The organism is Shewanella bicestrii (assembly GCF_002216875.1).
Lineage (GTDB): Bacteria > Pseudomonadota > Gammaproteobacteria > Enterobacterales > Shewanellaceae > Shewanella > Shewanella seohaensis.
Map to the genome: position 1 here is coordinate 945,292 of NZ_CP022358.1, position 22,048 is coordinate 967,339.

Below are 22,048 nucleotides of genomic sequence, written 5' to 3' on the forward strand. Positions count from 1 at the left end.
GCGTGGAAGTAAGATGAAAAGGAGTTCAGTTGAAGCCGTTATCGGATAAAAAAATTCGTCAGTTACTTAAGCGTTTTGCCTGGATATACGCGGCATGTTTGAGTATTCCCTTTCTGTCAGCACTTTTGACGACCAAGGAACAGGGCCAAATGCTGATTATTGGCATTTGGCCTGCCGCTTCACTGCTTTACTTTTTGGCTTATCGTCATCTCGCCCATTTATTTAAATATGAAATCAATCGCCACTTGGCATTTACTAACCATGGCGGTGGCACTCTGGCGGGGGCCTTGTATTCATTAGCTAAATTAGTGTTATTTGCCATGGCTTTCATGTTATTGGTAAGCGTCAACAACAGCTAAATCGAGGCGAGTGATGGAATATCGAGTCAGCACAGCGCAAACGGAAATGGATTTTGAGCTTATCCATGGTTTTATTGCCAACAGTTATTGGGCGCAGGGGATGCCGCCAGAACTCTTGCGAAAGGCGCTTGGCAACAGTTTATGTTTTGGGGTGTTTGATCAGGATAATCAGCAGCTTGCCTTTGCGCGACTGATTACCGATAAAGCCACCTTTGCCTACCTTGCCGATGTGTTTGTCCTCGAATCCCACCGCGGCTTAGGTTTAAGTAAGATGATGATGGCAGCAATTATGGAACATCCTGATCTGCAAGGATTAAGACGCATAATGCTCGCCACCCGCGATGCCCATGGACTCTATGCGCAATTTGGTTTCAAAGCGGTCGATACACCAGAAACCTTAATGCAAATTCGACTTGAGAATGCTTACCTGTAGAACCGGATTGTTAGCACTAAAACAAAAAGCCAGCATAAGCTGGCTTTTTAGTTAAGGGATTAATCGTTAACGATTAAGCCGCTTTAGTCGCTGTGGTTTCGGTACTGTCATCGCTATGGCGAATTAAGTAATCAAATGCACCCAGTGAGGCATTGGCACCGCTACCCATGGCGATGATGATTTGCTTGTAAGGTGAGTTCGTCACGTCACCTGCGGCAAATACGCCTGGTACTGAGGTCTGGCCGCGCTCATCGACGATGATTTCGCCGCGAGGAGTCAAATCCACAGTGCCTTTTAACCATTCGGCATTGGGCACTAAACCGATTTGGACGAAGATACCTGCCAACGCGATATGATGGCTTTCACCCGTTGCACGGTCGGTGTAGTTCAGGCCGTTTACACGGGTACCATCACCAGTCACTTCAGTGGTCATCGCCTGAGTAATAATATGAATATTACCCATAGAGGCCGCTTTACGTTGCAGCACATCATCGGCGCGCAGTTTGCTGTCGAACTCGAGTACTGTGACATGCTCAACGATGTTGGCTAAGTCGATGGCTGCTTCGATACCTGAGTTACCGCCACCGATCACTGCAACACGTTTGCCTTTAAATAATGGGCCGTCACAGTGTGGGCAGTAGGCTACGCCTTTACCGCGGTATTCTTTCTCGCCGGGGACATTCATTTCGCGCCAGCGGGCACCGGTTGCCAGTAGTATGGTACGGCTGCGCAGTTTAGCGCCGCTTGCCAGTTCGAGTTCGAATAAACCATCGCTCGCCAGTTTAACGGCTTTTTGGTTATCCATGATATCGACTTCATAGTCACGCACATGGGCTTCAAGGTTAGCCACCAGTTTTGGACCTTCAGTCGCTTTAACCGAAATAAAGTTTTCGATCCCGACGGTTTCGGCGACTTGGCCACCGAATTTATCGGCCACCACTCCAGTACGCAGACCTTTACGGGCAGCGTAAATCGCTGCCGCAGCACCAGCGGGGCCACCACCGACGACTAAGACTTCGTATGGGGCTTTTTGGCTGAGTTCTTCCGCTTTGCGGCTGGCCGCGCCAGTATCGAGTTTATTTAAGATCTCACCAATGCTGATGCGACCGGCGGCAAAGACTTCACCGTTCAAGTACACAGACGGTACGGCCATGATATTGCGGCTGGCAACTTCATCTTGGAACAGGGCGCCGTCGATCATCACGTTGGTGATGTTTGGGTTAATCGCCGCCATCATATTCAGCGCCTGAATCACATCAGGGCAGTTTTGGCAGGTGAGTGACACATAGGTTTCAAACTCATATTTGCCAGGCAGATTACGGATCTGCTCAATGATTTCGTCGCTGAGTTTGATGGGGTGTCCACCCGTGTGCAGCAGGGCTAACACGAGTGAGGTAAATTCGTGACCCATAGGCAGACCAGCAAAGCTAATCTGAGTATTGAGTTCTGGGTTAACCACTGTCATCGCTGGCGTGCGGGGGCCTTGAGCTTCTTTGAGGCTCACTAATGTTGAAAGGCTAACGATGTCATTGGCTAAGCTGTTTAATTCTTGAGACTTTCTACTTTCATCTGCTGACACGACAAGTTCAACTGGTCTCTTGAGGTTTTGCAGATAGGTTTGCAGTTGATTTTTTAAATTCGCATCTAACATGATGACTCCAAAATCAGTATAAAAAATTGAAAAGAGAGAAAAACGCGAGGGTGCCAACCTAGAACCTTGCAGGGGGCGGTTATCTCTTCCTATTTGGCACCGCAGTGGCGTTGGCTGCATTTACTCACCCCAATCACTTAGCGACTAAGCTTATGGGGATTCGTGCAATTACCACCTTACTGCGGTACCAACTAGCTTGAGATGCTAGGTTGGCGGGGTTGACTCTTGTTAGGCTAGATTAGATTTTGCCTACTAGGTCTAAAGATGGTGCTAAGGTTTCGTCACCTGGTTGCCATTTAGCTGGGCAAACTTCGCCATCGTGAGTGGCAACGTATTGAGCCGCTTGGATCTTACGAACCAGCTCTTGAGCGCTACGGCCGATACCTAAGTCATGGATTTCAGCAACTTTCACTTGGCCTTCTGGGTTGATAACGAAAGTACCACGGAGTGCTAAACCTTCTTCTTCGATCATCACGCCGAAGTTACGGCTGATCACGCCAGTTGGGTCAGCCAGCATTGGGAAGTTGATCTTCTTGATGGTGTCAGAAGTATCATGCCATGCCTTGTGAGTGAAGTGAGTGTCAGTCGATACTGAGTAAACTTCAACGCCCATAGATTGTAACTTAGCGTAGTGATCCGCCATGTCGCCTAATTCAGTTGGGCAAACGAAAGTGAAGTCTGCTGGATAGAAGAATACAACTGACCATTTACCTAACAGATCTTGTTCAGTTACAGGAACGAACTCACCATTGTGGTAAGCAGTGGCTTTGAATGGTTTGATTGTGCTGTTGATAATTGACTGAGTCATTTTATGCTTCCATTTAGTTGATTATGGTGAATTAAGTACGAGGCACTTAACTTGTGTCCCGTTGATGTGAAGCATATTACCCAGCCCAGAATCATAAATATAACGCATAAAAACTATCATCCTAATCGGTTTTATCGAATTTAGCAGGTTTGAGATGGGGGATTAATCGATTTTTCAGGACTGGCGCGCCCTAGCGGCTAATTGATTGTTTACTTTAATGAAGTGGCACAAGTGCAGGGCAATAAAAAAGGGATATCGACGATATCCCTTAATCTAGCTTCTCAAACCAACCACAGACTCGGCTTTAGTGGGTTTGGATGAAGTTAACTCACAATATAGCGTTAGTTTTGCGCCTTAGGCTGAGTTAACCAAGTGCTGAGCAGACGCACGCCATAGCCCGTGGCGCCGGCTGGCACGACGGCGGTATCGGTGGCGGTTAAAGCGTTACCAGCGATATCGAGGTGAGCCCAAGGTTGCTCACCCGCAAAGCGTTTGAGGAACATGGCGGCAGACGATGCCCCCGCGCTGCCTTCTTTACCGGTATTCTTTAAATCGGCGATGGTGGATTTCAGCTCATCGTCGTAGGCTTGATCTAATGGCAAGCGCCAGACCTTTTCACCCACCTGTTGACCCGCAAAGGTGAGCTGCTGCACCAGCGGCTCAGAATCGGTAAACAATCCCGCATAAACGCTACCTAGCGCGCCCACTTTCGAGCCTGTGAGAGTGGCCACATCGACGATAATCGAAGGGCGATAATTCTCACGGGCATACCAGAGGCCATCGGCTAATACTAAACGGCCTTCGGCATCGGTGTTGAGCACTTCAACCGTGAGACCTTGGGCGGTTTTAATCACATCGCCTGGGATCATCGCATGTCCCGACACCATGTTTTCCGCCATCGGCATAATCGCGACTAGGTTTACCGGCGCCTTTTGAATGGCCATGGCTTTGACTGTGCCGAGCACGGTCGCCGCGCCCGCCATATCGGACTTCATCCGCGCGATAGAGGTACCTGTGGCCTTGATATTGTAGCCGCCAGAGTCGAAGGTAATGCCTTTACCCACCAGAGCAATCGGCGCTTCTTTGCTGCCGGGCCAGTGGGCGACAACCAACTTAGGTGGACGCTCGCTGCCTTTACCCACAGCGGCTAAGGCGCCGAGGTTTAAGCGTTCAATGTCTTTGGCTTCAAGTACTGTGACTTTTACGCCGAGGGACTTAAGTTTACGTGCCTCGTTGGCAAAGCTTTCGGGATACATGATCCCAGCCGGGGCATTGGTGAGATCCCGCGCTAAAAACACACCCGCTTCGATAGCTTGTAGATTCTTATGGTGTTTTTGGTTTTGGCTTAAGTCATCAACCCCGATTTGATAGTTCTTCTCGGCGCGATTGCTGGCTTTAAATTGAGTGTAGCGGTAGCTGCGCAGTTCGATGCCGTGGGCCAGTTCTGAGCCAAACAACGGCGCGTTACTTAAGCCTTGGGTCAGCACACGCACTGTCGCTTGAGGCACGGTTTCAAGCTTGGCGGCAATATTGCCACCTAAGGTATTGATTTCACCGGGTGTTAAGGTTTTTGCATCGCCAATCCCAACCAGTAAAACTCGCTTAGCGTCGATTTCGCTCGGGACTAGGATTTCGAGGATTTCACCGCGTTTACCCGCAAAACTGTTGTCGGCGACCGCAAGGTTAAGTTGGTCTTGAGTCGATTGGGGTAAAAAATCGAGACTATAGGTTGTCGAATCAGCGCTTTGGAACAGCACTAATGTGTCGGAATTGAGTGAGTTACGAGTGTCAAAACTAAAGGTTTCGGCGTTAGCATTGAGAGAGTTAAGGCACGCCAGCGCCATAACGCTTAACAAAAATTTATTCTTATTTTTCATGGTGACAGCTCATATCAATAGAGAGTGTGAAGCATAGCAAAGCTGAGTCTTAGGGTTAACTAATTTAAGCCATTTGACTGAGATTAATCTTAAATCCAAGGGCCAAAACGAGTCAGTGAACGTTCAAGGGCAAAATCCAGCTGTTGTGACAGAGTTTGCGCCTGACTCTTCAGTGCCGACGCGCCCAAAGGTTGTGGTGTTTGGCTGGCAAAAATCACCCAGTTGCCCCCGCTGGTGAGGCAGGCATGCACGTGGGTAAAATGGTGCTGCAGATCGGCGAGTAACTCGCGATTTTGGCTGTGCTCCTTCCAGCAATTCAACACTAAATAACCATTGGGTTTAATTAGCTGTGTGCACTGCTGAAGAAAAGTGGGCGAGAGCTGCCCTGTGTCGACCCCTTTGGCGCTGTAGATATCGGCGAAAATCACATCGACCTTTTTATGCTCGGCCGATGCCATAAAGGCGACGGCATCTTCGTTGATGAGATTAAGCTTTTTGCCAATCGGTAATTGAAAATAACGCTTGGCAAGTTCAATCACCGCCGGGCGAAGTTCAACCGCAGTAAGTTTGATTGCGGCATCGAAGCGGCGCAGGGCATGAATGAGGGCACCGCCACCAAGGCCGAGTACGATGGCGCTTTTGGGTTGGCAAAACAACAACACCAGTAGCATGCCTTGCACATAGGTATGCTGCGGAATATGCGGTGCGGTTTTAAGTATTTTGCTCTGCTCATCGTTGTCGCCAAAGGACAGCACGCGGGTATCACCATAGTCGAGCACGCGGATCGGCCCTAGGGCATCTTGGGTTTCATGTAGTAAAGTTGCGTCGGCCATAGTACTTATTACTCTATTTGCGTTGGGCTGATTTGGGACTCTATAACTGCTGGTGCAAAAAAGTTAGAATTCAGCTGGTTTCGTTTTTTAAGTGGCTATTATGACAAATCAAATCCTGCTTGCCTGTATTTATCTTGCGGTGTTTCTCTTTTTGCAGCGTGCCTTAACTCAATGGGTGAAAAAACTCTCATTGATGAAGCAGGTGAGTGCCGCCCGTACCAGTCTTGTCACTCGGTTTATTTCCTATGTGATGTTTTTTATCACTTTGTCTTTGATGGCGGTATCCCTCGGCTTGGGTTATCAGGACGTGTCGCTGTTCGTTTCCTCCGCGTTTGCGGTGATGGGCGTCGCCTTAGTCGCTCAGTGGTCGATACTGAGCAATTTAACCGCTGGTGTGCTGATTTTCTTTGTGTTCCCGTATCGAATTGGTGAACGTATTCGGGTGGTGGATAAGGATGAAGATATCAGCGGAGTGATTATTGAAATCGCGCTGTTTCATGTACTTATCCTCAGGGATAATGGCGATACCATCACTTATCCCAACAACTTGATGCTGCAAAAGGCGGTGTTAAAGCTGGCGGATCAGGCGCCGCTCGCCGAGCGTCAAGCGCTGCAGGAGGGTAAAAAGCGCTTTGATCTGGAGTAGGTCTTCTTGCATTCGTGCGCCGCAGCAGTACATTTATTAGCAAACTGTTGTCGGCGCGGGGTGAGATACTCAGTTTTATTATCTTTCTGTGAGCTTTACTTTCTTGATGCATTTTTCATAACAAAATCAGCGTTCTTGCTTACATCCACTCCCTTTTGTTTACCTTGGTTTGTGTCCCGTCGCACGGTTTAGCCCTATCTAATCCTTAGAATTCATGTTTTTGTTTTTAGCGAATTGGAGCAAACCTGATGAAATCTAAACTCTTAGCTGTGACGATGGGCGCGCTGTTAACCACTCAGTTAACTGGCTGTATGGGACAAATGGGCCTGAGCCAAATGGTGACTAAGGGTAACTTAAGTGCGGTGGACAACCGTTATGGCCGCGCGGGCTTATTTATTCTGTTAAGTCCTGTGTATGGTCTGGCGGCAACGGGCGATTTGTTTATTGTTAACACTATTGAGTTTTGGACGGGTAAGAATCCGATCACCGATAAATCGCCTGCGGTAGTTGATATGCCGGTGGACGCGATTTTTAAGGTGAATCCCCATGTGAGTGATGAGCTGAAATCGGCGCCCGTTAAACTGACTCAGGCGCAAATTGCCTATCCCGATGAGCACACAGTCACTATGACGTTAGCCTACGAAGATGGCAGCTCTCAGTTATTGTCGGGCCGTAAATCTGGGGATGATGTGGACTTCTTCCTCGATGATACGTTTATTGCCCGCGTGAGCAACCAAGAGCTGGTGGCCTATAGCCAAAGCCGTTTACAGGGGCAGGTAAGTCCAGAGGTGTAAAGATCTAGAGGCTTAGGCTCTTAAAGTTAAGCATTTAGCTAAGCCAACCCATTAATCATATTGGTTAAGGGGTTGGCTTGATGCTTTCGGTTTTGACTATCTCAATACTCGGTGAAAAAACGCCACGGATTGTTGATACATTTGCAGCGCCAGTGCGGGATCGTAGCGCTCACCCTCATCACGCATAAAAGCATGCTGAGCATTAACCTCTAACCAACTGAAATTGCGGTTTTTAGCCATCAACTGTTGGTGGATCAAAACTCGACCTTCGGGCGATACATGGGGATCTTGCTTGCCAAACACTAACACTAATTCCCCTTGAATATCGCCGCTGCGACTCAGTGAGTCATTGCCGTAGGCGCAGGGCAGGGTATTGGAGTGAATGTCGGTCGGATAGAGGCAAAACGCCCCCAATATCTCGGGATTGAGTGCGGCGCGGTAGGCTAAGTGGCCGCCAATACACACGCCCATACTGCCGACTTTTCCGGTGCAATAACTTTGCTGGCGGGCAAAATCGATAAGGGCTTGGGTGTCGCTGTCGTGCTGCTCTAAGGGCTTGGCAAATTTATCGGCATTGCCTTTATCTTTACCCACATCATCGTAGGCCAGTACTGTGCCTATCGGATTAAGCTCATGGAAGACTTCTGGCACTAACACCACAAAACCATGGCCAGCGAGGATAGTCGCGGTGCGGGCGATGGGCGCGGTTTGCTGAAAAATCTCAGAATAGAAGAGGATACAGGGGAATTGCCCAGGGGCATCTGGGCGATAGACATAAGTACGCATCGGCCCTGTGGGCGTGTTGATATCCTGAGTTTGCTGAGTCACTAACATATTTAGTTTCCTCTGTGAGGCTTCAATGTTGAAGCCTCACTTTAGCAGTCAGGTATGGTTCTGTCAGTTAAAACAGTTCGTTACCAGAGCGCTCGCCCGCGAGTAGCGCTTTGACATTGCTTAGGGTTGTGTGTGCAATCGCGCCCAGCGCTTCTTCGGTGAGGAAGGCTTGGTGACCGGTAAAAATCACGTTGTGGCAGGCGGATAAGCGACGGAACACATCGTCTTGAATGATTTGGTTCGACTTGTCCTCGAAAAACAATTCTTTTTCGTTTTCATACACATCGAGCCCTAAGGAGCCAATCTGGCCGAGCTTTAAGGCTTCCATCGCATCGAAGGCGTTGAGCAGACCGCCGCGGCTGGTGTTGATCACCATGACGCCGGGTTTCATCTTGGCAAAGCTTTCTTTATTCAGCAGATGGTGGTTATCGGCGGTTAATGGACAGTGCAGGCTGATAATATCGCTGTTGGCGTAAATGGTATCCAGATCCTGATATTCCACATTGAGCGCTTCGACCGCAGGATTTGGGTAAGGGTCAAAGGCTATGACTTTACAGCCAAAACCGAGCAATACCTTAATTGTGGCGACCCCAATCTTACCTGTGCCTATTACGCCAACGGTTTTGCCAAACATGTTAAAACCGACCAAACCTTCGAGGGAGAAGTTTGCATCACGGGTGCGTTGGTAGGCCTTATGGATTTTACGGTTTAGGGTCAGCATTAAGGCGACAGTATGCTCGGCCACAGATTCGGGGGAGTAAGCGGGTACGTTGACCACTTGCATGCCTAGGCGTTTGGCGGCGACTAAGTCGACATTGTTAAAACCCGCGCAGCGCATGGCAATGATTTTCGTGCCACCTTTGGCAAGCTCGACCAACACTTCTTCACAGAGGGAATCGTTAACAAAGGCGCACACCACCTCAAAACCTTCGGCAAGCTTAACGGTTTGCATGCAGAGGCGATAATCGAAATACTCAATTTGCGCACCAAATGCGGCATTTGTACGGTTAAAATGCTGCATGTCGTAGTGTTTTGCGCTAAAAAATCCAATTCTCATTTCAATCACCTAAAGGTTACATTGTTACTGGCACTGAGTGTATGTGACTCGGCGACGTTTGTCCTCTGGTGATGAATTTACCCCGTAAAAAGAGTGAGCTTTGTCATCAATTGCACAAAAAATCATAAAAAAAGCGAGCCCCTGACGGCTCGCTTGTACTGATAAGCTTGAAGATTCAAGCTGGGCTCAAATGGGTCGTGCTATGTGAGCCTTAGGTTAGTCCCTTAACCTAGAAACGTTTGATACTAGTGGTCTTTCGCGTATTTAGCGGCAGATGCACCCGCGATACGGCCGTAGGTCACGATATCAGAGATGGCGTTACCACCTAAACGGTTAGCACCGTGAACACCACCAGTCACTTCACCAGCTGCGTATAAACCGCTGATAGGTTTGCCGGTTTTATCGCTCTTCACTTCAGCTTGAGTATCGATAACGATACCACCCATAGTGTGGTGAACCGCTGGTGCGATTTCTAAGGCATAGAAAGGCGCAGTGGCGATTTCACGTGGCAGGTTTGGACGCTCGAATTGCGTGTCTTTACCTGATTTCACAAAACCGTTGTAAGAAGTGACGGTTTTCGCCAGTTCAGCGGCAGGCACATCGAGTTGTTTCGCTAAATCTTCGATGGTTTTGCCTTCTTTAACGATGTTCAAGTGAACATAGCCTTCGATGGCTTTTAAGCTCTTACGGATAGAGTCATCGAATACGAGGTAAGCGCTTTCGCCTTTCTGTTGCAGAATCGCTGCAGACGCTTTATCACGGGTCGTGATTTCGTTCATGAAGCGGTTACCGTCACGGTTAACCACGATAGCACCGTTACCACGTACCGCTTCGGTGATCATCACACCACCGGCTGGTGAGTAAGTTGGGTGAGCTTGGATGTATTCTAAGTCACGAGTTGCTGCGCCCGCTTGCAGCGCAACATCTAAGCCGTCACCAGTTGCACCTGGGTGGTTAGTCGCTTTAAAGCCTTTTAACTTAGGATCGTACTTAGCAACGCGGTCGTTGTTTTTCGCAAAACCACCAGCAGCAATCACGACGGCATCGGCCTTGATCACATAGTAGCCAGTGTATTCACCTTTCACTAAAACGCCGGTCACTTTGCCGCTTGCATCTTCAAGGATGCGGACAACACGGCTGTTTAAACGAATGTCAGTACCACGTTTAACGGCGTTGTCCCACAACACTTGTGCAACGTGTGCACCCACACCAGCACCACCAGTTGGACGGTGACTACGGTTAACGCTTGCGCCACCCATACGGCCCACGTCAGTCATGTCGGCACCCATAGAGGTTAACCAATCGATAGAGTCTGAAGAGTTGTTGGCCAGGACTTTCACTAATTCAGGATCGTTGATGTTACGACCACCTTTCATGGTGTCGTCGATCATGATTTGTTTCTTATCTTCGATACCTAACTTAGCCTGTGGCTTAGTTTCTGCAGCGTTCATACCACCGGCAGCCAGTTTAGTGTTACCACCTGGGATAGGTTCTTTTTCTAACAGAATCACATTCGCGCCAGCATCACGGGCTGAAACGGCGGCAGCAAGACCTGCACCACCCGAACCGATAACCACGACGTCTGTGGTTTCTTTCACGCCAGCGGCAATGGCTTTATCTTGAGCCGCTTTGTCTGCATCAACAGGCACAAACTTACGTTCCCACTTGCCGCCAAATGGCATATCGAAGCCGAAGCTGTGGCAAGCATCACAATAAGTTACTGATTTTTCGTGGCCTTTATGGCAGCTAGTACAAGCGATTTCACCAATTAAGTGAGATTTGTGCGGAGAAACTTTATCTTTTGGCGTTGCAGCAGCCAGTTCTTTTAAATCGCCGTGGCAGCTAACGCATTGGGCATTTTCATGGGTCAGGTTGTCGTTAGTCACGCCACCTTTGTCTGATACGTGGCAGCTATCGCAGCCGCCCATTTCACCGTGAAAATCGGCTAGTACTTCTGGCGCGGCATAGGCTGTGCCTGCCATTGCACCAGAGATCAGCATGGCTAGTGCTGTTTTTTGAATCTTTCTTGTGAACATAATCGTTCCTCCGCCGTACATTTCATCTACTTAATAAGGGTTATTCATCATGGCGTGATATTTATATTTTACGTGGCTCACGCGCTTTTAGAGTATTCTCCATGAACAAAGTTACCACTATCTAAAGAGGTATATGCGTACTTAGGTCACATAACGATTGTTGCAAAAGGAATTACATATTTGAAATGTGCAACATGGCTGAAAATATTAACGAAATTGAAGTTAATCACTCAGTGAATACGGTATAACTTGCGTGAGTTAACATATTTTGATGGGCTAAATTATCATTGCTGAATTGATGTGAAAAAATAAAGTCTTGTATGGTGGATTTATTTTAACTTTATAATTTTTATGATTTATTTTTGATTTGATTATTTAGTGTAAATATTCGAATATTTATCCTGTGAGTATTCAGTAAATAATTAAATCTCACCAGTGTTTTTTGAGAAAATAACATGTATTTTTTCAAAAATGTTACTTGAGTGGTGCTAAGGGGTTAAATCTATGGCAAGGCAGCAGATGTCTGAAAGACGTTTTTGGGTACAGCGGCTGAGTAAAACAACCCTAAGAGCCTTACATATATTGGGGATTGCCGGAGCGGGCGGCGGAATATTATTGAGCGTTGATAAATCCCTCTGGTTGAATTATTGGTATCTGGCGATGAGTACCGGCAGCATATTGATGTTGTGGGAGATTATTCGAGATTGGCGTTGGTTAATTCAACTGAAAGGCGTGTTAACTCTTGGGAAATTAGGACTACTTTGCCTGTTTGTGCCGCTTGCCAACTACAAGCCTGAACTGTTTATCTTAGTGTTATTTTTATCTGTGATAGTATCCCATGGCCCATCGGGGCTGAGACACTATTCGATAGTGCATCGCAAACAGATAGACACTAAAAAAGAGATAAAGGGATGACACACGCCACATTCAGCAATGCCTCGAGCTTAATTACCCAGTTTTCATGGCCTGAGCTTACAGGGCTTAAGGTATTGGATTTAGCCTGCGGTTCGGGCCGAAATGGTCTGTGGTTTCTCTCCCAAGGTTGTGAAGTGACCTTTATCGACCAGGATTTGAGTGCCTTGGCTGAGCAGACACACGACAAAGCACATCAATGGCAGTGGAATTTAGAAGACGGCAGCGCGCCTCAGTTACCCCAAGAGTCCTTTGATATTGTATTAGTCTTTAATTACTTACATCGACCACTGTTCCCGCAAATTGCTGCGAGCCTAAAGTCCGGCGGACTGATTGTGTATGAGACCTTTACTTGGCAACAGGCGCAAATTGGTCGACCTCGCAACCCCGATTTTTTACTCACAGAGAACGAACTGCAATCCGTATTTGCTAACTGGCAACCTTTGCATTACTTTGAAGGTCGGTTAAGCGATGCTGCTGGTACTGAAAGTGCCAAGGCGCAGCTGATCGCACGAAAACCCTAGACGTCACCCCAACGCGGGGCGACTGACCGTATCAGTATTGCAGAAGTGTAAGAGGCCAAGGATGTTCCCGTATCCAGAGCAGTATCGTGTTGCCACGCCACCTTTAACCACGGCGCTGATGGTGGCTTGGGCGCTGTTGAGTCACAGCCTATTAGCCGATGCCAGCCCTTTTGCCTTGTATCCGTTATTTATGTTGTTCCCTGTGGTGATTGGCCTGCATCTGTATTTGATTTGGCTGGCCAAGGGAATGAGTCGGTTGGATCAATGCTTTTACGCTTTAGTGCATATCCCACTCGCGTTTGTGGTGTGGACATTCACCATTATGCATGTCAATGGTAATGCCTTTTCTTAGGGCAGAACCGGGCAGAGCCTCAGGTTAGCCCGTTCAAATGGCTTAATTTCATTCGAATACCTTAAATAAAAAAGCGCCCCGATGTTCGGGGCGCTTTTTATCAATTTCTTGCGGGTGGGTTAGGCCGTAGTGTTGATATTGTGGCCGCTATTTCCCACGGGTTGAGGTGTGGCTGCGTTAATTAAATCAACGGCAATTTGACCTTCCGCCTTTTGCTGCTCTTTGGCTAACTGCGCCACTTTAACGCCAACGGCACCATTTTCTAAGTTAGGCGTGATAGCTTGGGTGTTCAGTGAAATAGACATAACTAACCTCAATTGTAAGCTGAGTCTTTGTATCGGCAAGCTCAGGTTTTACTTTAGTCCTTTATCCTAAGTTTGCCAATCCAAAACCCTGCTATTGCTTATACCGCTTTATTCGCTTTTGCCGTGAGTAACTTACGACTGAGTACTATGATGGCGGTTAAGCCCAGTGAGCCTAGGATTAATCCCAGTGCCAGCCCAACACTCTGCAGTGCAGTGGGATCTAACACTAGCGCGACACCCATACCAAACATCATCACGCCGGACATCAGCTTGAGTGCTTGACCCTCTTTTTCGGTCAGTTTGCGTTTCCCTAAGGTAGCGCTAAACACAATCACAATAATCGCGAGAGGGATTACATAGACAATATTGTATAAAACCAAATACATATAGCGCTCAATGTCCGGCAGATTATGCATGGATAGCACGCTGGTATAAATCATCGGGAAGCCCGCAGTACAGAGTAGCTCGTAGGCATTAGCTAAAATGGCCAGCACGGTTGAGCCGACAATCAGCGCGCCTAGGCTGCTGGAGTTCGACAGTTTGCCCATGCGTTTGATAAGGCTAGTGCGGTTTTCCGCCGACATCGACAGGGTGACATCGCCCTTTGTGAAGAAGTAATCCTTCACGTTTATCGTGCCTGCGATCAAGGCTAGGATCCCCGCGGCTAGAATGATCATCCCGCCATCACTGCCAGCACCTAACAGCTGGAAGATGTTTAGCCAGGCCGTCATAAACAGGAAGTAAATAAAGCCTGAGAAGAACACGAAGATGCCGCCGACCAACAGCATACGGCTGCGACTCTTAGCGTTAACCATAATCGACAGTAAAAACAGCAGCACGAAGAAGGCGCAGGGGTTAAAGGCATCGACGCCCGCCAGCACTAAGGTCAGCAGGGGAAGTGACATGCTCTCGGGTGTGACTACACCCACAAGTGGTAACTCAACGGGTTGCACTTCGGCTTGGTCAGTACTTGCAAGGCTGGTGGCATCACAGGTGCCTTCGCCAGAGTCGGTTCCACAGGTACCAAACAGCGGCTCACTATTGGTCGGTGCAACAGCAGGCGTTCCTGTAGTAGGCATATCCGCTTCACTTAGCTGACCGCCAAGGGATAAGTAACAGTTCTTCAGGCGGTTCACTAAAAACTCACCTGTCACCGCCTCGCTGGAATAACCGACAATGGCTTTCTCGCAGCTTGCCATATAAGGCACAGAACGGGCTTCGGTAGTGGTTTTAGCCGCGATACCTTGCCAAATGTCCTGCACGCCAGGAGCCGAAACCATATGGGATTCGAGTTCTATCCAAGGGTATTTTTGCGGCAGCGAGTCGATAAAGGGATGGGCCTCGGCGCAGTGTGGGCAGGTTTTCGACCAAAAGAAATAGAGTTTGATCTTCAGCTCGCCTTGGGCATTCACATAATGCCAAGTTTGGTCCGCATTATTGGCTTCTTCGGCCCAGCTCGGTGCGCTTAGCATGGCCAATGCAAGGGTGCATAGTAGAGCGAATTTGGTTAAGTATTTAGTCATAGCGCCTCCACAATAGTGGGGTTATAGGTATTAAAACGGTTCTCTGACTACTACTCTACTGAATTCAATCCCCTTGATTAAATTGAGCATTAAGAAATGTTAGTTAACTCGCGATTAGCTGTTTTTTGGGAAGTTAGGCAGGTTTATGGGAAGGGCGATTCGCGGCAGATAACTAAAAAGCACCCTGAGGTGCTTTTTAGACGATAGTGACTGTTGTCTTATGGGCTTAGTTTATCGCCGCGCCATTAACACTCAGTTTTACATCGATATTATTACGTGTGGCGTTGGAATAAGGACACACTTGATGGGCATGACGCACTAGGGCTTCGGCCTCAGCTTGGGGAAGGTCAAGATTAACCTCTAGGGCGACGGTTAAGGCGAAGCCACCCGCATCATTGGCGCCAATGCCAACTACTGCGCTGACTGGTGCTTCAGTAATGGCCACTTTGCCGATTTTGGCGACATGTAAAACCGCATTAGAGAAACAGGCCGCATAACCCGCTGCAAACAGTTGCTCTGGGTTGGTTGCTAATCCACTTCCGCCCATCGCCTTTGGATAGGCCAGCGCAACATCGAGTAAACCATCATCGGTACTGACTTGGCCTTGGCGACCGGCTCTGGCGGTAGCTCGAGTTTCATATAATGTTTTCATGTTTCGTTCCTCATAGTGTCAAAGATAATTTAAGTTGTGCGCAATTTAATTGTGATAAACTATAATTCGATTTTTACCCTGAATGCAAGTATATTGTGCGCAATATATTTAAGTTTTTTGGATCGACTATGCCTAACTCAGAGTTATCATCCTTAGATAAAACGTCGGATACGGCGGAAAATACTCAAGCAGACAATGCCTTATGTTTAGAGAATCAGGTTTGCTTCTCTCTTTACAGCGCCGCCAATGCCATGGTGCGCGCCTATCGTCCTATGCTCGATAAGTTGGATTTAACCTATCCCCAGTATTTAGTCATGCTGGTGTTGTGGCAGGAGCAGGGGATCAGCGTGAAGACCCTAGGGGATAAATTGTTCCTCGATTCGGGGACGTTGACGCCCTTGTTAAAACGTTTAGAGTCGAAAGGACTGGTGAGTCGTGGACGCAGTGACCAAGATGAAAGGGTGCGGGTATTGTCTCTGACAACTGCTGGACAGGCGCTAAAACTCGAGGCGAGTGAGATCCCGCATCTGATGCGCTGTAAAATCGGTGCTGAGATAGAAGATCTTAAGGCGTTAAAAGCCATGTGTGACAAAGCCTTAAAGCAATTGCACGCCAGTATCGAATAGTGTGAAAGCCAATCTGTGATAGCAAGGGAGTGGAACATGGATAAACACACCATCAAGGCGCTGGGATGGATAAAGTCGGTATGAGCTCATACGATATTGCGATTATCGGTGGTGGGATCAGCGGTGTCGGTATCGCCCAATACGCAGCGGCGGCGGGATACTCGACCCTGCTTATCGAAAAAGGCGAGATAGGCGGCCAAACCTCGGCCAATTCCAGCAAGTTGATCCACGGTGGTTTGCGATATCTTGAAAGCGGACAAGTGAACCTAGTGCGCAAATCCTTGCAGGAGCGGCGCCATCTGCTCGACTTCGCGCCCAGCTTAGTCAAGCCCGTGCCTTTTTATATTCCCGTCTATCAAGACAGTCAGCGTAACCCTTGGACGATTCGGGCGGGCTTGAGTTTGTATGCGCTACTCAGTGAATTTGATCCGCTCGGCCGCTTTGTGTCTATTCCCGCCGTACATTGGCATCGCTTTAAAGGGCTTAAGCTCTCGGGGTTAAAGGCGGTATTCCAGTATTGGGATGCGCAAACCGATGATAAATTGCTGACCCAAGCGGTGGCGCGAAGTGCCGAGGCATTGGGTGCCCATGTGTATGCCGAGGCGGAGTTTTTACAGCTTAATCATCTGAGTGAGCAAATTGACTTAAGCTTTCGCCATCGCGGCGAAGTGCAACAGACTGAGGCTAAGTTGGTGATTAATGCCGCCGGTCCTTGGGTGAATGAGGTGCTGGCAAAGGTGTCACCACCACTGGCTGGTGTTGAGCTGGATTGGGTGCAGGGCGCGCATTTGCTACTGGATTTACCCGCCCCCGACGGCATCTTATATTTAGAATCTTGCTTCGATAAGCGGGTGATTTTTGTGATGCCTTGGTATGGTCAACTGCTAATTGGCACCACAGAAACCGAGCTGACATCTCTAGATACACCGCCTCATGTGACGGAGTCTGAAATAAATTACCTTTTAGGTATTTATCGGCACTACTTTCCTATGTCACCTTCGATTGATGAACTCAAAACTAAGATAGTGCAGACGTTTTGTGGCGTGAGGGTATTACCTAAACAGGCAAGCTCCGCCTTTGAGCGCCCAAGGGATACCCTAATGCAAACCTCGATTTCTCACCCGAGATTACTGAGTCTCTACGGCGGAAAACTCACGACCTTTAGGAGCACCTCGGCCGAAGTGCTTGAGTGGGTTGAACAAAAACTCGGAAAACGTACTCCCATCGCCGATGTGGATAGCCTGAGATTAAGTTAATCTGGGCCGGATAATCGGCCAAGGCTGCACTTCGAGGTGATTTTTCGGCATAAAAACGCTAAAGTGTGGCGCTTTTTGACTGGAGTCTCAATCCTGTTTGTTATGCTTCAGTTGTCATCCAAATTTCACTCGCCATCTCAATAGATAAGATAGACGGGCACTGCTGTGGGTACGATGCTGTGAGTACATTAGTACAATGTGGGTATTTTGAACGAGGCCAATGCCAATCCTGTCGCCATATTAAGCTCCCTATGGCGCAGCAACTGGCGGCCAAAACCCAAGAATTGCAGCAATTGTTAGCGCCTTTTGTCGATAACGCCGAAGCGCAGTTTTTACCTCCGGTTGTGGGTGACAGCAGCGGTTTTCGTAACAAGGCGAAAATGGTCGTCTTGGGCGCAGCCCATGCGCCTGTACTGGGGATTGTCAGCCCCAGCGGCGAGGCGGTGAGCCTGTGTGACTGTCTGTTGTATCCTGCTGATATGCAAGCCTTACTCCACCGTTTAGAGCGCTTTGTTCAGCAGGCAGGTATTCCGCCTTACCGTGTCGATAAGGCCAAGGGCGAGCTTAAATTTATCCTACTGACGCGCAGCCAAGTGCGTGGCGAGTATATGCTGCGGTTTGTGCTGCGCTCGCGGGATGCCATCGCCCGTATCGAGCGTGAATTGCCAGCGCTGATGGCCGAATATCCGCAGATCAAAGTTGTCTCAGTCAATTTGCAGCCTATTCATATGGCCATCTTGGAAGGTGAGGAGGAGATTTTCCTGACCGAAAACACTCGCCTCGAAGAGCGCTTTAACGATGTGCCTTTGTTTATTCGTCCCAAGAGCTTTTTTCAAACCAACCCGCAGGTCGCGGCAAAGCTGTATCAAACCGCCCGTGAGTGGGTGGCTGACTTTGCGCCAGCTTCCCTTTGGGACTTATTTTGTGGTGTGGGCGGTTTTGGTTTGCACTGTGCAGCTAAGGATATCCCATTGACAGGGATTGAAATTGAGGCCGAAGCCATTGCTTGCGCTAAGATGTCGGCGCAGTTGATGGGGCTGGATAAAGTACAGTTTATGGCGCTCGATTCCACTGACTTTGCCAAGGGCGATGCGGCGCAAACTAAGCCCGAGTTGATTATTGTCAACCCGCCGCGCCGTGGGATCGGTGAGTCTCTGTGCCATTCCTTAAGTGAGTTTGCCCCTAAGGCGATTTTGTATTCCAGTTGCAATCCTAAAACCTTAGCCAAAGATCTTGGTCATATTCGTGGCTATCGGTTAAATAAGGTGCAGTTGTTCGATCTCTTTCCCCACTCGGATCATTTCGAAGTATTAGCCTTATTAGTGAAAGACTAAACCTCAACACGCCATTACTCGGCGTCAGTTTCGGCTTTAGGCGTTAAGGCATCGTCCCAGCTAATGCTGATTTCGGCGCCGCCTAAGGCCTGTGAGCGGCTTAACTCCAGCGTGCCATAATGCCAAGTGGCAATTTTCTTAACGATATATAGCCCTAAACCATAGCCACTGGTATCGCTTTGCTGGCTATCCCGCTCGAAGGCCGCCACCAGTTTTTTGCCTTTGCCTTCAAACCCCGGACCATCATCCTCAACACTAATCCGATTTATGCCATCTTGCTGATGGAAGTGGACATGGATGTCATGCTGAGCGAAACGCATGGCATTTTGGACAAGATTTTGAATCGCAATCGTCATCGCAATCGGGTCGAAGTGGGCCTGCTGCGAGTCATGGTGAAACACTATGTTGAACTTAGGCTGGTAGATGGCGTATTTGTGGGCCAGCTTTTCCATAAACAAGCTGATAGATTGCGACTCTTGGCTGAGGGTTTCTTCCTTATGCTCTAGACGGGCAAAAGACAGATAATTTGCAGCAAGCTGTTCAATATCATCGATATCTTCATTTAAGCGATTGGCGTAATTGCTGTCTATCTGTGGTCGAATAATTTCCAGCGCAAAGCGCATCCGCGCAAGAGGCGTACGTACCTCATGGGAGATGGTGCGGGACAGCTCCTTATGCATCTGGATAAAGTCGACGATTTGGTGACTGACGCTGTTAAAAGCCTTAGCAAGCGGGAAAATTGCCGAGTGTTTATGGACTTCGTTGGGGCGTTTGCGCGGGGCTTGGCCAAATTCGATAGCAGCCTCCTGCAAATGGTTAAGATCCCGAAATACCGGCCAGATCCACCAGAGGGCAACTAAGCAGAGTGATGAATACAACCCTAATAAAATCAAACTAGTATTACGCTCTTTTGGCGCAGAGGTTTGCAATGGGCCCAGCATCAAGATGTGCTGTTTGTCTTTATCTAAGTGGTAATAATAGAGTTCATTGCTGCTATGGCGCAGAGCGATGGTCGCCCCCTGTTGCAGCGAGTCCTCTAAGTTTTCCGGCAGTGAGAGGGCGCCGATGGGGAGGCGTTGTATCTTCGGAAGCTGCTCATCGTAGTTTTGCAGCAGGTCGTCAACGTCGATTTGGTAGTTGTACTCATCGTGGGCAAAATGCTCGGCGAGTTCACCAAAGCTCCAGATCACTAATCCGCAGGACAACAATAAAAATATAAACAAGCGGTAGAACTGAAATTTCATTTCGGTTAAACCTAGCCTTTTTTGGGTAAATAATTGAATAAATAGCCTTTGCCGTGAATAGTCGTAATGGCTAATCCCGGCACATTGAGCTCATCTAAGCGTTTACGCAGGCGGCTGATTTTTAAATCTATGGCCCTGTCTAAACCGTCATATTCGCGGCCGACCAGCTGTTCGAATAAAAACTCCCGCGATAACACTTTGCCGGCGTGCAGGGCGAAGATCCACAGCAGTGAAAACTCTTTAGTGGTAAAGGAGAGGGCTTCATCCCCCAGATTCACTTGCTGGAGGTTTGGGTCTAAAAATAAGTCGTGTAGCTTAAGTTTACTGCGGCTGCTGCTGGATTGTTGTTTGCGCAGGTTGGCCTTAATCCGCGCCAGCAGTAAAGGCGGCACCACGGGTTTGAGCAAGTAATCGCAGGCGCCTAGATTTAATCCCCGAATTTGATCGGCATGATTATCGAGCGCCGTTAGGAAGATAATCGGGCAGGGATAACTCGCGGCCAGCTGCGGATAGCTGCTAAAGCCATCTTGTCCTGGCAGCATGACATCGCAAATGATGAGGTCAAAATCATCGGTGTCCTGACGAATGAGTGCATCTTCGGCATTATCTAAGTGGATAAGCTTATAACCCTCTTGGGTTAAATAGGTACAGACCAAGTCTGCAAGGGGTTGGTCGTCTTCAATCAACAGGATTTGCAATTGGGGTTCGGACATTGGCGCGCTTGTCATAATAAGTTCCAGTTCAGTCCGCGACGTCTTCTGGGATTGGCGGGTTCAAACTTAGCGACTTTGACTAACGCTGTGGTCACTATGTGGTTGCTTTGCGGATCCCTGAGTTCAAATAAGGCATCTTTTTCGAGGGTCAATTGCACTTGGTATTTAAAATCGAGACTGTCCTCAAAGCAGGTGAGTGCGACCGCTTCCGTAGTGAGCCACACACAGAGTGACTGAGGGATATCCGATTGATACTCAATGAGTAAGTCTAAATGGCAGTCGGGCTTTTCGAGGGTGACCGCACAGGTGTTCGGCGTGATTTTCAGCTCGTCGGCCAGGGACGTCAGGCTGACGAAGCAGGCCAAGATTAAGCTGCAATAGGTACAATAGGTGAGCCAGAGTGAGCTTGAATGGTAGGGTTTAGAAATCATAGCTAAACCCTACAAAGCCAGACAAATAGCCGGACTTATCGATCAGCACACTGTCGGTAATTTCTTGCCCTAACCAGGTATATTCGAGGATCCCAACAAAATTCACATTATCGAAAATGGGCACATTGACCACGGTACGGGCATGGTAATTGATGGTGGCCGAGGGTTGATATTTGCTACGCAGTGGACCTTGTTCTTCCTTGGTCAGTTTGTAGTAGTAACTGACGAGGTTTTCACTTTTTCGAATCGCACCCACTTCCAAGCCGAGCGCGCCCCAAGAAAATGCCTGACTGCGTTTGAGCCTGAGCTGAATTTCATTACCTTGGTGCACCCCAGTAATATCGTGGAAGTACCCGAGACTCACATCGAGATAGGGCGTCACCCAAGTGGTATTGACTCCACCTAGGTAGGAAAGATTGCGTTCAATTTCCTCAAATTTAACGACTTTTGGATTAATGGGCTGCTTCACTGGGGTATAACCTACAATATCACTCAGTAATAGTTTATTCAGTCCATCGAATTCGTAGAAAAAACCGTCCTCATTAAAGCGTGTCTGCAGGTCAACAATAAAGTTATCCGACTCATACAGGCTATAACCTAAGGTGAAGTTCTCGACATAAAAGTTCTCACCGTAGTAATACCAAGTGGGCAATATCCAAGTGTTGACGTTATCCACCTTCGCCCTTGGGTTTTCGAGCGCGCCATAACCTGCGGCAAGGGAAATCTGCCAGTCTCCGGCGGAAACTGTTTCAATTTCTTTAGCTTGCAGCGCGGCACTCTGACTTAGTAGTAGTGCGAGCAGTAAGAATCGTTTTTTAACCTTAACTGTCACTTCTTAGATAATCCCC

General features: G+C 48.4%; 24 protein-coding genes. 10 read left to right on the top strand and 14 right to left on the bottom strand.

Features of this window, described 5'->3' with window-relative positions; all coding sequences use genetic code 11:
* The first annotated feature begins 29 nt into the window (after positions 1-29).
* Positions 30-359: a hypothetical protein gene (locus tag CF168_RS04150; RefSeq protein WP_011718131.1), complete on the top strand. Its 330-nt coding sequence runs from the start codon at positions 30-32 to the stop codon at positions 357-359.
* Positions 360-372: 13 nt separating this feature from the next.
* Positions 373-792, top strand: a complete 420-nt coding sequence (locus CF168_RS04155) for a GNAT family N-acetyltransferase (RefSeq protein WP_089067075.1) — start codon at positions 373-375, stop codon at positions 790-792.
* Positions 793-865: 73 nt separating this feature from the next.
* Here the strand turns inward: CF168_RS04155 and ahpF are convergent, their stop codons facing one another.
* The 4 genes from ahpF to CF168_RS04175 form a co-directional block, all read right to left on the bottom strand.
* Positions 866-2,443, bottom strand: a complete 1,578-nt coding sequence (gene ahpF / locus CF168_RS04160) for an alkyl hydroperoxide reductase subunit F (RefSeq protein ID WP_089067076.1) — start codon at positions 2,441-2,443, stop codon at positions 866-868.
* A 238-nt stretch (positions 2,444-2,681) separates the two neighbouring features.
* Positions 2,682-3,251 (bottom strand): alkyl hydroperoxide reductase subunit C, encoded by a 570-nt coding sequence (gene ahpC, locus CF168_RS04165; protein ID WP_011621596.1) that lies wholly within the window; start codon positions 3,249-3,251, stop codon positions 2,682-2,684.
* A gap of 341 nt (positions 3,252-3,592) precedes the next feature.
* Positions 3,593-5,128, bottom strand: coding sequence for a leucyl aminopeptidase (locus tag CF168_RS04170; protein WP_011621597.1), 1,536 nt, complete (start codon positions 5,126-5,128; stop codon positions 3,593-3,595).
* Between the two features lie 89 nt (positions 5,129-5,217).
* Positions 5,218-5,961, bottom strand: coding sequence for a spermidine synthase (locus CF168_RS04175; protein ID WP_089067077.1), 744 nt, complete (start codon positions 5,959-5,961; stop codon positions 5,218-5,220).
* A gap of 100 nt (positions 5,962-6,061) precedes the next feature.
* Here CF168_RS04175 and CF168_RS04180 point away from each other — a divergent pair, with 100 nt between their 5' ends.
* On the top strand, positions 6,062-6,607 hold the full coding sequence (locus tag CF168_RS04180; protein WP_011621599.1) for a mechanosensitive ion channel family protein: 546 nt from the start codon (positions 6,062-6,064) through the stop codon (positions 6,605-6,607).
* 248 nt (positions 6,608-6,855) lie between these two features.
* The gene (locus CF168_RS04185; protein WP_089067078.1) at positions 6,856-7,401 is read left to right on the top strand and encodes a DUF3332 domain-containing protein; all 546 of its coding nucleotides are present in this window, start codon (positions 6,856-6,858) and stop codon (positions 7,399-7,401) included.
* 96 nt (positions 7,402-7,497) lie between these two features.
* Here CF168_RS04185 and CF168_RS04190 read toward each other — a convergent pair whose 3' ends face one another.
* The 3 genes from CF168_RS04190 to fccA form a co-directional block, all read right to left on the bottom strand.
* Positions 7,498-8,235 carry a dienelactone hydrolase family protein gene (locus CF168_RS04190; protein ID WP_011621601.1) on the bottom strand — a complete coding sequence of 246 codons (738 nt, stop codon included), beginning with the start codon at positions 8,233-8,235 and terminating at the stop codon, positions 7,498-7,500.
* 67 nt (positions 8,236-8,302) lie between these two features.
* Positions 8,303-9,292, bottom strand: a complete 990-nt coding sequence (ldhA, locus tag CF168_RS04195) for a lactate dehydrogenase LdhA (protein ID WP_011621602.1) — start codon at positions 9,290-9,292, stop codon at positions 8,303-8,305.
* Between the two features lie 245 nt (positions 9,293-9,537).
* A complete protein-coding gene (gene fccA, locus CF168_RS04200) occupies positions 9,538-11,328 on the bottom strand; it encodes a fumarate reductase flavoprotein subunit FccA (RefSeq protein ID WP_089067079.1) in 1,791 nt (596 codons plus the stop codon).
* A gap of 504 nt (positions 11,329-11,832) precedes the next feature.
* Here fccA and CF168_RS04205 point away from each other — a divergent pair.
* The 3 genes from CF168_RS04205 to CF168_RS04215 all read left to right on the top strand — a co-directional run bounded on the left by CF168_RS04205 (position 11,833) and on the right by CF168_RS04215 (position 13,116).
* Positions 11,833-12,243: a hypothetical protein gene (locus CF168_RS04205; RefSeq protein ID WP_089067080.1), complete on the top strand. Its 411-nt coding sequence runs from the start codon at positions 11,833-11,835 to the stop codon at positions 12,241-12,243.
* Complete coding sequence (locus CF168_RS04210) at positions 12,240-12,764, top strand: class I SAM-dependent methyltransferase (RefSeq protein ID WP_089067081.1); 525 nt, start codon at positions 12,240-12,242, stop codon at positions 12,762-12,764. Before CF168_RS04205 ends, CF168_RS04210 begins: the two co-directional genes overlap by 4 nt.
* A gap of 61 nt (positions 12,765-12,825) precedes the next feature.
* Positions 12,826-13,116: a hypothetical protein gene (locus CF168_RS04215; RefSeq protein WP_011621606.1), complete on the top strand. Its 291-nt coding sequence runs from the start codon at positions 12,826-12,828 to the stop codon at positions 13,114-13,116.
* Positions 13,117-13,235: 119 nt separating this feature from the next.
* On the opposite strand, the gene CF168_RS04220 is transcribed toward CF168_RS04215, so the two are convergent.
* The 3 genes from CF168_RS04220 to CF168_RS04230 form a co-directional block, all read right to left on the bottom strand.
* Positions 13,236-13,421, bottom strand: a complete 186-nt coding sequence (locus CF168_RS04220; RefSeq protein WP_011071249.1) for a hypothetical protein — start codon at positions 13,419-13,421, stop codon at positions 13,236-13,238.
* Between the two features lie 98 nt (positions 13,422-13,519).
* Positions 13,520-14,944, bottom strand: coding sequence for a cytochrome C biosynthesis protein (locus CF168_RS04225; protein ID WP_089067082.1), 1,425 nt, complete (start codon positions 14,942-14,944; stop codon positions 13,520-13,522).
* Positions 14,945-15,170: 226 nt separating this feature from the next.
* Positions 15,171-15,596 (bottom strand): organic hydroperoxide resistance protein, encoded by a 426-nt coding sequence (locus CF168_RS04230; RefSeq protein WP_089067083.1) that lies wholly within the window; start codon positions 15,594-15,596, stop codon positions 15,171-15,173.
* Between the two features lie 128 nt (positions 15,597-15,724).
* On the opposite strand from CF168_RS04230, the gene ohrR reads away from it, so the two are divergent.
* From ohrR to rlmC, 3 genes are all read left to right on the top strand, one after another.
* Positions 15,725-16,222, top strand: a complete 498-nt coding sequence (ohrR, locus tag CF168_RS04235) for a hydroperoxide resistance transcriptional regulator OhrR (protein ID WP_089067084.1) — start codon at positions 15,725-15,727, stop codon at positions 16,220-16,222.
* 80 nt (positions 16,223-16,302) lie between these two features.
* A complete protein-coding gene (locus tag CF168_RS04240; protein ID WP_089068894.1) occupies positions 16,303-17,478 on the top strand; it encodes a glycerol-3-phosphate dehydrogenase/oxidase in 1,176 nt (391 codons plus the stop codon).
* Between the two features lie 179 nt (positions 17,479-17,657).
* Positions 17,658-18,812, top strand: coding sequence for a 23S rRNA (uracil(747)-C(5))-methyltransferase RlmC (gene rlmC, locus CF168_RS04245; RefSeq protein ID WP_089067085.1), 1,155 nt, complete (start codon positions 17,658-17,660; stop codon positions 18,810-18,812).
* A 14-nt stretch (positions 18,813-18,826) separates the two neighbouring features.
* Here rlmC and CF168_RS04250 read toward each other — a convergent pair whose 3' ends face one another.
* From CF168_RS04250 to CF168_RS04265, 4 genes are read right to left on the bottom strand one after another with little or no spacing between them, the layout of a single operon-like run.
* A complete protein-coding gene (locus tag CF168_RS04250; RefSeq protein WP_089067086.1) occupies positions 18,827-20,056 on the bottom strand; it encodes an ATP-binding protein in 1,230 nt (409 codons plus the stop codon).
* 11 nt (positions 20,057-20,067) lie between these two features.
* Positions 20,068-20,784, bottom strand: coding sequence for a response regulator transcription factor (locus CF168_RS04255; RefSeq protein WP_089067087.1), 717 nt, complete (start codon positions 20,782-20,784; stop codon positions 20,068-20,070).
* Positions 20,781-21,200 carry a DUF3019 domain-containing protein gene (locus CF168_RS04260; protein ID WP_089067088.1) on the bottom strand — a complete coding sequence of 140 codons (420 nt, stop codon included), beginning with the start codon at positions 21,198-21,200 and terminating at the stop codon, positions 20,781-20,783. Before CF168_RS04260 ends, CF168_RS04255 begins: the two co-directional genes overlap by 4 nt.
* Complete coding sequence (locus CF168_RS04265) at positions 21,190-22,032, bottom strand: MipA/OmpV family protein (RefSeq protein ID WP_089067089.1); 843 nt, start codon at positions 22,030-22,032, stop codon at positions 21,190-21,192. The genes CF168_RS04260 and CF168_RS04265 overlap by 11 nt, the downstream gene beginning before the upstream one ends.
* Between the last annotated feature and the right edge of the window lie 16 nt (positions 22,033-22,048).

Coding starts and splice junctions, on each gene's coding strand:
- ohrR (WP_089067084.1), top strand. CDS start 15,725: ATGCCTAACTCAGAGTTATCATCCTTAGATAAAACGTCGGATACGGCG.
- CF168_RS04185 (WP_089067078.1), top strand. CDS start 6,856: ATGAAATCTAAACTCTTAGCTGTGACGATGGGCGCGCTGTTAACCACT.
- CF168_RS04220 (WP_011071249.1), bottom strand. CDS start 13,421: ATGTCTATTTCACTGAACACCCAAGCTATCACGCCTAACTTAGAAAAT.
- CF168_RS04260 (WP_089067088.1), bottom strand. CDS start 21,200: ATGATTTCTAAACCCTACCATTCAAGCTCACTCTGGCTCACCTATTGT.
- CF168_RS04225 (WP_089067082.1), bottom strand. CDS start 14,944: ATGACTAAATACTTAACCAAATTCGCTCTACTATGCACCCTTGCATTG.
- ahpC (WP_011621596.1), bottom strand. CDS start 3,251: ATGACTCAGTCAATTATCAACAGCACAATCAAACCATTCAAAGCCACT.
- CF168_RS04205 (WP_089067080.1), top strand. CDS start 11,833: ATGGCAAGGCAGCAGATGTCTGAAAGACGTTTTTGGGTACAGCGGCTG.
- CF168_RS04250 (WP_089067086.1), bottom strand. CDS start 20,056: ATGAAATTTCAGTTCTACCGCTTGTTTATATTTTTATTGTTGTCCTGC.
- CF168_RS04180 (WP_011621599.1), top strand. CDS start 6,062: ATGACAAATCAAATCCTGCTTGCCTGTATTTATCTTGCGGTGTTTCTC.
- CF168_RS04215 (WP_011621606.1), top strand. CDS start 12,826: ATGTTCCCGTATCCAGAGCAGTATCGTGTTGCCACGCCACCTTTAACC.
- CF168_RS04255 (WP_089067087.1), bottom strand. CDS start 20,784: ATGACAAGCGCGCCAATGTCCGAACCCCAATTGCAAATCCTGTTGATT.
- ahpF (WP_089067076.1), bottom strand. CDS start 2,443: ATGTTAGATGCGAATTTAAAAAATCAACTGCAAACCTATCTGCAAAAC.
- CF168_RS04155 (WP_089067075.1), top strand. CDS start 373: ATGGAATATCGAGTCAGCACAGCGCAAACGGAAATGGATTTTGAGCTT.
- CF168_RS04230 (WP_089067083.1), bottom strand. CDS start 15,596: ATGAAAACATTATATGAAACTCGAGCTACCGCCAGAGCCGGTCGCCAA.
- fccA (WP_089067079.1), bottom strand. CDS start 11,328: ATGTTCACAAGAAAGATTCAAAAAACAGCACTAGCCATGCTGATCTCT.
- CF168_RS04240 (WP_089068894.1), top strand. CDS start 16,303: ATGAGCTCATACGATATTGCGATTATCGGTGGTGGGATCAGCGGTGTC.
- ldhA (WP_011621602.1), bottom strand. CDS start 9,292: ATGAGAATTGGATTTTTTAGCGCAAAACACTACGACATGCAGCATTTT.
- CF168_RS04190 (WP_011621601.1), bottom strand. CDS start 8,235: ATGTTAGTGACTCAGCAAACTCAGGATATCAACACGCCCACAGGGCCG.
- CF168_RS04210 (WP_089067081.1), top strand. CDS start 12,240: ATGACACACGCCACATTCAGCAATGCCTCGAGCTTAATTACCCAGTTT.
- CF168_RS04170 (WP_011621597.1), bottom strand. CDS start 5,128: ATGAAAAATAAGAATAAATTTTTGTTAAGCGTTATGGCGCTGGCGTGC.
- CF168_RS04175 (WP_089067077.1), bottom strand. CDS start 5,961: ATGGCCGACGCAACTTTACTACATGAAACCCAAGATGCCCTAGGGCCG.